The organism is Dyella sp. (genome assembly GCF_035508675.1).
Taxonomy (GTDB): domain Bacteria; phylum Pseudomonadota; class Gammaproteobacteria; order Xanthomonadales; family Rhodanobacteraceae; genus Dyella_B.
Window position 1 is genome coordinate 1 of record NZ_DATJMN010000302.1, and the last position, 8,791, is coordinate 8,791.

Annotated in this window: 7 protein-coding genes and 1 pseudogene; all 8 read right to left on the reverse strand. The window is 59.7% G+C overall.

The features are described 5' to 3' along the window. Positions 1-646: pseudogene (locus tag VMA74_RS16045) on the reverse strand (hypothetical protein); the annotation flags it as partial. Further along, positions 643-1,800 (reverse strand): ATP-grasp domain-containing protein, encoded by a 1,158-nt coding sequence (locus tag VMA74_RS16050; RefSeq protein ID WP_325368749.1) that lies wholly within the window; start codon positions 1,798-1,800, stop codon positions 643-645. The gene VMA74_RS16050 and the pseudogene VMA74_RS16045, both read right to left, overlap by 4 nt. Next, positions 1,793-3,118, reverse strand: coding sequence for a F390 synthetase-related protein (locus tag VMA74_RS16055; RefSeq protein ID WP_325368751.1), 1,326 nt, complete (start codon positions 3,116-3,118; stop codon positions 1,793-1,795). Before VMA74_RS16055 ends, VMA74_RS16050 begins: the two co-directional genes overlap by 8 nt. Beyond that, positions 3,115-3,942 (reverse strand): MBL fold metallo-hydrolase, encoded by an 828-nt coding sequence (locus tag VMA74_RS16060; protein WP_325368753.1) that lies wholly within the window; start codon positions 3,940-3,942, stop codon positions 3,115-3,117. The genes VMA74_RS16055 and VMA74_RS16060 overlap by 4 nt, the downstream gene beginning before the upstream one ends. Further along, the gene (locus VMA74_RS16065; RefSeq protein ID WP_325368755.1) at positions 3,929-4,924 is read right to left on the reverse strand and encodes an NAD(P)-dependent oxidoreductase; all 996 of its coding nucleotides are present in this window, start codon (positions 4,922-4,924) and stop codon (positions 3,929-3,931) included. Before VMA74_RS16065 ends, VMA74_RS16060 begins: the two co-directional genes overlap by 14 nt. A 1-nt stretch (position 4,925) precedes the next feature. Further along, a complete protein-coding gene (locus VMA74_RS16070; RefSeq protein WP_325368757.1) occupies positions 4,926-5,921 on the reverse strand; it encodes a 3-oxoacyl-[acyl-carrier-protein] synthase III C-terminal domain-containing protein in 996 nt (331 codons plus the stop codon). A gap of 1,167 nt (positions 5,922-7,088) precedes the next feature. Next, complete coding sequence (locus VMA74_RS16075; RefSeq protein ID WP_325368759.1) at positions 7,089-7,955, reverse strand: hypothetical protein; 867 nt, start codon at positions 7,953-7,955, stop codon at positions 7,089-7,091. A 132-nt stretch (positions 7,956-8,087) separates the two neighbouring features. Beyond that, entirely contained in the window at positions 8,088-8,633 is a 546-nt protein-coding gene (locus VMA74_RS16080; protein ID WP_325368761.1) for a hypothetical protein, read from the reverse strand. Positions 8,634-8,791: the final 158 nt, after the last annotated feature.

Below are 8,791 nucleotides of genomic sequence, written 5' to 3' on the forward strand. Positions count from 1 at the left end.
TGTCCTCGCCATCGGTGATTCGCTCGCATGTAAAGCCGTCTTCGCTTCGCAAAAGGGCTAGATCACGCTTCAGGTCGGTGCGCTGCCTGGCCAGGCTGGCGATGTCGTCAAACAGATAAACCTGCCGGCTCGGCAGCAGCACGCCACCGCGGTCGGTCAGCGCACGCAACCAATCAGCGTGGTGCGCTGCATTAAGCGAACGGAACCAGAGGGCATGCTCGGGCCAGCGCGAAATGGCTTCGTCGATCGCCTGATCGATATCCACATCGTGCAGGCGTGGATAGCCATTGGTCGATATCAGCCAATTGTTGATGGCGACCGCGCGGTCGATGTCCGCGCGCTGCAATTGCGTCCCCATGCAGCGGATAAGCCCAAGCAGGGGCCGGGTGAGCAGAGGATGTCCGACTCGCGCCGATTCCTCGCTCGCATAACTGCAATAGGTGGTATAGGGCGAGCATACCCACGCATTGCCCGCTTCGGCGTGATTGATGGATAGGGGTAGACAGGCCGGCCCGGCGTTCACCGCATCCACGGTGGTACGCAGATTGCTGACGAAGCGCTCGCTGGAAGCATGCCGATGCAGCGCCAGAAATGCCGCAGATCGGGCGTTGAATTCATCCAGCGGGACGTCCGGTTGCGCAGTCATGGCGTATCGAGCGCCTCGCCGTCCCACTCGGTATCGCGCGTAGATGCCTCACGCATCGTGCACCGTTGCTGCACGGCCATGCGCGCATACGACGCCAAGTCGAGCAGGCCGCCCAGCAACGGCCCGCGGTCACCCTTGACTGCGATGACATCGCGTGCAGCGCGGAAGTCGCGCCACCACTCGCTTGCCTTGCGTTGCCGCAACGGCCGCCATGCGCCGGCTGCCAGCATCACGGCGGCGATCATCCGTGGCTCGGCGAGACTTGGCTTGATGCAGGTATCCGTGTCACCCATCAGCGCAGCGGGCAGGGCGTCGTGCATGGCAAACAGATGCACGCCGCTGATCGCGCGGGGGTTGCACTCCAACACCTGATAGCTGTCCGGTTCGGATACGATCCAGTCGAACGACAGCTGGCCGGTGTAACGGATGTTGCGTGCGAAGGTTTCGACGAACGCTTCGATCGCGGGTACGTCGCACGCTTCAAACACGTAACTGGAGCTGGCGCTGATGCGGTAGCTTGGAGCGTAGGTTACGTGCGCCCGTACGCGTCCCTGGTCGACGACGCTGTACGAACACAGCTCCTTGCCGCGGCAGTACGACTGCACGACCCACTTGGCGTCCACCTCGAACGGCCGTGCATCATGCGGGATGCCTTCGGGATACAAGCGCACATGCACGCCGAAGCGGGAGAATTCCGGCTTGATCACGGCCGGTTGTCCGTTGGCCCATTCGCGCGCCTCCTCGATGCTGTTCACCAGCCCGCTTTCCGGAACGGTGACGCCGCTGTGCTGCGCCGCTTCCAGAAACCGCCATTTGCTGTGCAGCATGGCGAGCTTGTCGAAGTCATCCACCAGGACGCGCAGCTGTGGCGGAAGCGCTGGACGAACACGGGCAAGGTAGAAAACTTCCTCGCAGGTCGGCAGCACCAGGTCGACCCGGTGGCGGTTTATCGCGCGATGCAAGGCATCGGCGTAGGTGCGGATGCCGTAGCGCGCCGAGGGCAGCGCCACGCATGCATGGACTGCGCGCGACCAGCTTGAGATGCGGCACGGCACGCTATCGCCGACAACCACCTGCCAACCTTGTGCCGCAAAGCGCCTGGCGTGGTCGAGCGCCACCGGGGAGCGCGCGCCGAGAATAAGCACCTTACGCATGCTTTTGATCCCGCAAGGCGGCCAGGCCGCGCACACGCCGTCGCTTGCTGCCGAGTTCATGCTCGGGCATGGCGCCAAACACAATGGTCGGTACGGAGATTTGCAGCGTCACAAAAAAAGTTGCTAACGCACTGCGAATAGCCTGTTCGCGATTGATGTCCGGTGCAGGTTCAGTAGCGATGCTGAGCGACTGCACGTCGCACTGTTCGATCTGATAATCGCGGATGGCGGCATCGGCATTCAGCACGATTCGCGCCAGGCTATCGGCAAAAACCGGCCTGAGCTTGGCATTCGCCGCATCGTGTAACCACACGATATCGTCCTCACGTCCTTCAATCTGCTCGAGCGCCACATGCGCCGAACCGCAGGGGCAGGCGGTGGCGCGTTCTATCAGGACATCGTTGAGGCGATAGCGAACCACCGGCTGTGTAAAGCGGTAAAGATCGGTAATGATCGGCACGAAGCGGCGATGCGTGCGGTCGATCCAGTCACGTTCGAGGATGATGCAGTCTTCGTTGAGATGGATCGTTCCGTGAGCGCATGTCTGCCCGAGAAAGCCTTCGGTAGCCTGGTAAATTTGCTCGACTCGCACATTCCATGTCCGCTCCATCACTGCACGATCCAGCGGATCGAGCACTTCCGCGGCGGAGATGATGCGGCGTGGAGTAATGTGCGTGGTGCTGTTTGCTTGCGCACTAGCCACCAGCGCCAGCGCCTGTGCCGGACCGACCAGGATCGTTGGGTCGTACGTTTCCAGCTGTCGCAAGACTTGCTCGAAGGGCTGCAATAAATCGACGTACCGAAATTGCAAGCGTGCGCCATGGACCGTGTCATACAAGTTGCTGCCCGCGCGCAGCAGCAAGGCTACGCGTTCGCGCGCCAGCACGCCGCCTGGCAGCAGCTTGGCAAGCAAGGTGGCGGCCCAGCGTTGGCGTTCGCTACGGCTGGCCAGAAAGACGCCGCGTGCGCCGGAGGTGCCGGTGGAGAGGCCGACCGTGACATTACCCAAGCCAGGCCGGAAGTTGCGCGTCCGCTCGGCCTGCTCCGCCAGCGCATAGGCTTGCGACAGGGTGATGCCGGCTGTGTTGATCGTATCGAAGTGGTGCATCCATTCGCGCTTTTCCATCAGAGGCCACTGTGCCAGCGGTAGCTGGCGATAGGCCGCATAAAAGGGCGATGCATCTGCGATGCGCGCATGCATGGCATGCCAGCGGCGTTGCTGATGCGCCTGGATCTGTTCGCGTGTTCGCAGGCGTTGAAGCCGGCGCGCCGCGAGATAATGCCAGGCCACGCCCAGCGTTTCGTTCAAACTGCTCATCGCGGCCGATGCTCCCCGCAATGCGAAGGCACGATACGCAAGCCAGGCTCGGCGTGCCGCAATCGCTGCAGGCGCGCCAGTGTTGCCAGATAGGCGTGTGTATCGCCCAGCCAGGACGTCACCATGCCCGGTGGCGCAATGCCATCGCGCACTGCCTGGGACGACCATGCCGCGTCGGCAACCAGAAAGACCTGCTCGCCGTTCGCGGCACGAAACAGCAAACCGTAGTGGCCGGCAGCATGCCCGGGTAATGCGATGGCCAGCATACTGCCGTCGGCCCACAGGTCATGGCCGGCTTCGAATTCTGCGAAGCAGCCGGACAAGCGGACGGACGGCGTGTCCTCAATCCACCTGACGCGCTCCAGAAAATTAGCCGGCAGCAGTCCGGGGAGTAGCCCTCGCTTGAGCGCACCGAGTCGGCTGCGCGCGTGGAGATCGTTCCAGGCCTCGCGCGAACATAGGATGGGTGAATGCGGAAAGTCATGCAGCCCGCCGATATGATCGCCATGCAAGTGAGAAAGCATTACCGTGCCGATATCGCGTACGTCGATGCCATCGCGCGCAAGCTGGTTGCACAGGCTCTCCTGTTCCCGCAGGTGGGGCGGCGTGATGGTGCGATACAGGCGCTCGGGCAGATGGCGCGTCGCATGGAAGAAATGCTCTGAATAACCGGTGTCGAACAGCATCGTGCCATGAGTCGGATGGCGCAGCAGAAAGGTAAGCGAAGGGAAACGGACCATTTTCCAGCTGCCGCGACGGCGCGTACTGCATTGCGGATGCATGCAGTGGCCGGCCTCATACGTGCGCCATTCAATCCCTGCCATGCGCGCTCCACCATTGGCTGAAACGCCGAATGCCCTCGTCGACGGATACGCGCGGTCGATATCCCAGCACGCGTCGTGCATGCGAAATATCCAGCGTTTGTGCATAGCCGAGTACGCCCACGCCGTAGCGGCTCAGACGCGGCTCAGGTTGTCCCGGGCGGATGCGTGCGGCCTTCTCCGCCAGCGCGCCCAGTGCCACTGCAACGCTGCGGGGCAGTCGCACCCGTCGCACTTTCATGTCCAGGGCCGTAAACAGCCGATGTAGCAATTCGCACACCGCCAGCGGTTCGCCGTTGGTGATATTGAATACTCGAGGTTCGGCGTGGCTTGTCGCTGATAACGCGGCGACCACGGCATCGGCGACATTTCCTACATAGGTGGTATCGATCAGCGCTTGGCCGTCGCCTATTTGCGGAAACCAGCCGCGCTCGGCCAGGGCCAGGATGCGCGGGAAAATGGAGCGGTCACCCTCGCCGAATACTGCACGCGGGCGCAGGATGATGCGCGACATGGCCGCGTATCGCACATCGGCTACGCATTGTTCGGATTGCCATTTGGTTTCGGCATACGCGTTGATCCAGCGTTTCGGCGGAGCGAAGGCTTCGGTAAGATCGAACTGGTCGGCCAGCCGAAAATAGATACTGGGTGATGACAGATGCACGAAGCGCCGGACGCCGGCCTGCAGGGTGGCATGCAGCAGGCGCTCGGTTGCATGCACGTTGGCCTGCTGGAATGCGCTGCGCGCCCCCCAAGGGGAGGACAATGCGGCGCAATGCACCACAGTGTCACGGTCCGCGACCAGCTTTTGAAGCGGGTCCACGACAATATCCGCTGTGTCGACGGCGATCGGCGTAGCGGCGAACGTGGCCAGTCGCGCCGCATTCCGGCCTGTTGCAAGCACCTCGTGGCCCGCCCTCGACAGCGCATGCGCGACATGCGAGCCGATAAACCCCGATGCGCCGGTGACGAGTACGCGTGCCATGTCAATAAGTAAGAATGGCGCCGCCGAACGAAAGCCCAGCGCCCGAGCCGATCAGCGCGACGGCGTCGCCGCGCTTCACCTTGCCGGTGGTTACGGCGTGATGGAGGGTCACCGGAATGGACGCCGCCATCTGGTTGCCGCGTTCGACGAGAACCTTTACCAGCTTTCCAGCCGGCACGCCGAGCAACGCTTCCAGATGCGCGAGCGCCTTGGCGCTCGCCTGGTGCGGAATGATGCGATCGATATGGTCGAGCGATGTTCCCGCACATGCAGACAAGCGCTCCAGGAAAGCCGGGAGCCGCTGCGCTGCCATGCGATAGGTATGGCGGCCGTGCATTTCAAAACATGCGCCATCCAGGAAAGCCTGCATATTCCCGCGCGGCCGGATGCGCGTGCCGCCGGAACGCACCTGGCAAAGCTCCGCGCCGACCGCGTACGTTTCGAAATGCGCACCTCGAATGCCTGCGCCACTTTCTTTGCTGGCCGGGCCAAGCACGACGGCACCGGCCCCATCGCCAAACAACATGGCGGTGTCCGCATCGTCCTCGCGCAAGCCTGCCGAGGCGATTTCGCTGGATACGATGAGTACACGGCGATATCGACCGGCGGCGATGGCCATGCTCATGGTATCCAGCGCAGCCAGAAAACTGAGGCAGGTGGCGTTGATGTCGAACGCGGGAATACCGCTTTCGCCGAGGCCGAGCTGGCGCTGGATAAGCACCGCAGAACATGGAATGGCCTGTTCCATCACGCTGCACGCCGATACGATGCAGTCGAGTTCTCCAGCCTCAAGCCCGGCCGCCACCAGTGCAGAATGCGCCGCCCGTGCGGCCATCAAGGAGCTGGTTTCGTCTTCGGTAGCGTAATAGCGGCGTTCGATGCCAGCGTGGCGTGCAATCCACCCCGCGGGCTTGTGCCAGCGCTCGTCCAGCGCGGACGAGTACACGCAATGGCTGGGCACATATTCACCCGTCCCGAGAATTTGCACCGATAGCATGTAAAACCGACTCCCTTCCCGCTTTTTTTTGCTGGCGTGATGCGTCAGCGCCAGGAACCAGCTTGCATCAGGTGGATGCCGGTAAGCAATGCTCTGATTCCAAATGGTGATGATGCGAGACCGAACGTCCTGGTCGATGATACCTTGCGATGATCTAGTATCAAAGCTGTATATTTGCGTTTCAGTAGAGATTTTATTGATACGTCGCGTGCCGTTGTGGATCACTTTTCTCAATAATTGCATGGTTAGCGGCGGCAATGCTCCATTGTTAATCCTCGTTGCAATGCGCTTCTACTCGATAGATCGTTACGGGATCGAGCTAGCGATATCATCGCATTGCACGGCGCTGACATTGTGTACGGGTTTGGCTACACCTCATCGCGGAGTTTGCGCATGGCTTTTTGCGCAAAAAACGATGGAGGAAATAATTTATTGACTGGAATATGTGTGCTTATTCATTGTTGTTTTTTAACGTGAGAGGCAATGGCGTCCAAGCCGGCTGACGTGCTACGTAGTGGATTGCATTACAAGCTCTTGATGACGGATTGATCCAAAAGCCTTTGCATAGTGAGAAGTTTGTTTTCAGCATCAAGGAAGGAGAAGTTTGGTGAAAAACGTCGTCCCATTGATAAGTGCGTTAGCGTTGGCGGGCTGCTCTACGCTGAGCGTGAATCAAGCGATCGTGCCCCTGCAGTCGGCCACTGCGCAGATGATCGGGTTGGCGTCCTCGGACGAGCTGACGATATCCAATGTAAAGGAGTCCGAGCCGGATAGGCTGGGTGCTCAGACGCTGACCTACACGGCTACCACGACCAAGGGCCGTGTGTTCGAATGCCAAGCGAACCAGATGCCCGGCCTACTGCTCGCTAAGCCTCAACTTTCGAACCCGACGTGCCGCCCTATACAGGTGCATAAATAGTCAAAGCCGGACGGGTGTATCGCGGCATCGCCGCGATACACCCGTCGGGGTCAATACTCCGAAGTTAAGACAGAATCGGAGCGTTGGGCAAAGAGTCGTCAGCATCCATCTGGGTTTGCGGGGATTAAACGTGGGGCTTATCGCTAACCTGCGTAGGTTTCCTGCGAGGCATGCAATCTTGCTTGACGCCACCCAAATTCGACTGCCTGATCGAGTAAACAATGGGCTTTTAGTTTGTGTTAGCGCCATCACGACTTGCTATCCTTTTCTTGGGAATCCGGCTCCGTTCCTATCCATACCACCTTCAGGGCTAGTTTCGGGTAGGGCTTTCCAGTATCGCGTGATAGGCGTTTGAGATAAATCTGTCCACCGCCGTCATTGGTCAAGATCAGCTGCGACCATTGGTTGAATGAGGGCGTCATTACCATGTCGCCTATGTAGATTACACCTTCCCTCAGAACGTACGAAAATTTCTTGTCGGTTCCATTTGCAGTCGAATGAACGATAAGGGAGTTGGCATCAAAAACGTTGATATCGTTGGAGTAACCGTAGGGTGGTACGCCGCGAGGCGAAAGGTTGCGATACATGACGACCTCCCAGGTGCCCTGTAGCCGATCATGCAAAGGCAAGGAGGCATAGTCGCGCTTGTCGTACCTGGTGTCGTCATCGCACTCGTGACCTGGCTTGATCTCGCCCTCCACTACGCGTTGAAGGCTGCGCGGCTCAAGCAAGGTGGTGGCAGAGGCAATGCGGCGAAATTGAGAGTAGCCGCCGCTTTCCCTGGGCAGGCGCATGGTCCCGCGATTGGGAAATTGCAGGTTCCGCAAATAACGCCGAGAGCCGTCTTGGAAGACGAGCTCCACCTGACCATCATGGATGCTGTAGGTGGCGACGTCGTCAGGTCCGGCTGTTGTCTGGTCGGGCTGAAGCATTTGAAGACGCCCGTTGCCGTCGAATATCCATTTGCTGTTGATCACGCCACCAGGGTCGGCGTTTTCGATGGAATCCACCGGCGTTATGCAGCTCAATTCCCAGGCGCCTTCAATTTTCTCCCTTGCATGGGCAGGAAGGCCGCAAAGTGCCAGGGTCATTAACCAAAAAGAAATTCGTTTCATTTTATTCTCCAGAAAAATGCTACGGGCCTTTGATAACCAAGATCACAACTACGTTGGTGATGCGCCATGGTGATCATCGGTTGGTGCGGTACCCGAGAAGCATGAGAGATTGGCTTGCGTAAGCATGCATGACTATTTGCCACCCACGCGCACCCATTTATTTCCGACCTGCACGCAAAGGCCACCTTCGGGGCAGGTAGTCAGATGGCCGGACTCAACGGCTGCGTTGATCTGCTGCACCCACTCTGAGCGCTTCATATCTGCATGCGCCTGCCAACCTGTGTAAACGGCGACGGCGACTACCGCAAGGGAGCCCAGCGCGCTGGCGATGAAGGTCTTCCATGCGTGCGAGGCATTCAGGCGCCTCACGTGCTGCATATGCTGATTCAGTTGCGAAACAGTCTGATCGAGTCGGTTAGCGCCATCGCGTACCGTTTGATCAAGTTCATGTGCGGCATCGCGGACACCTTCCTTTATGGCCTCCCTGGCGCCCAGGCGAAATTGTTCCAGTGCTTGCTGGACCAGCTTGTTCGTGGTTTCCAACGAATGCCTGGATTGTTGGTCGAGCGTCTGCGTGGCGCGTAACGACTGTTGTGCGGCGTGATCGATGCGCTTTTCCAGTACATCGACAACCGAGCCGAGTTGCAATGCCAGTGCCTTGACTTCCACGGTGGACATCGGAAATTCCTTTTCTCTGCGATCACCGGCTCATGGCCGGCCCTTTGCGAATCATCTGCTGCTCCATGGCCTGCTGCCTCTCCAGTTGCAGGTTGTATTCGCGGCCTTGCTGCAGAAAGTCCTGGCCGTGATGCGATTGCATGTAAGCCTGAGAGACG

What these genes read in the sequence shown, in the direction of transcription:
- VMA74_RS16060 (WP_325368753.1), bottom strand. Translation starts at nt 3,942, where the DNA reads ATGGCAGGGATTGAATGGCGCACGTATGAGGCCGGCCACTGCATGCAT.
- VMA74_RS16070 (WP_325368757.1), bottom strand. Translation starts at nt 5,921, where the DNA reads ATGCTATCGGTGCAAATTCTCGGGACGGGTGAATATGTGCCCAGCCAT.
- VMA74_RS16055 (WP_325368751.1), bottom strand. Translation starts at nt 3,118, where the DNA reads ATGAGCAGTTTGAACGAAACGCTGGGCGTGGCCTGGCATTATCTCGCG.
- VMA74_RS16075 (WP_325368759.1), bottom strand. Translation starts at nt 7,955, where the DNA reads ATGAAACGAATTTCTTTTTGGTTAATGACCCTGGCACTTTGCGGCCTT.
- VMA74_RS16050 (WP_325368749.1), bottom strand. Translation starts at nt 1,800, where the DNA reads ATGCGTAAGGTGCTTATTCTCGGCGCGCGCTCCCCGGTGGCGCTCGAC.
- VMA74_RS16080 (WP_325368761.1), bottom strand. Translation starts at nt 8,633, where the DNA reads ATGTCCACCGTGGAAGTCAAGGCACTGGCATTGCAACTCGGCTCGGTT.
- VMA74_RS16065 (WP_325368755.1), bottom strand. Translation starts at nt 4,924, where the DNA reads ATGGCACGCGTACTCGTCACCGGCGCATCGGGGTTTATCGGCTCGCAT.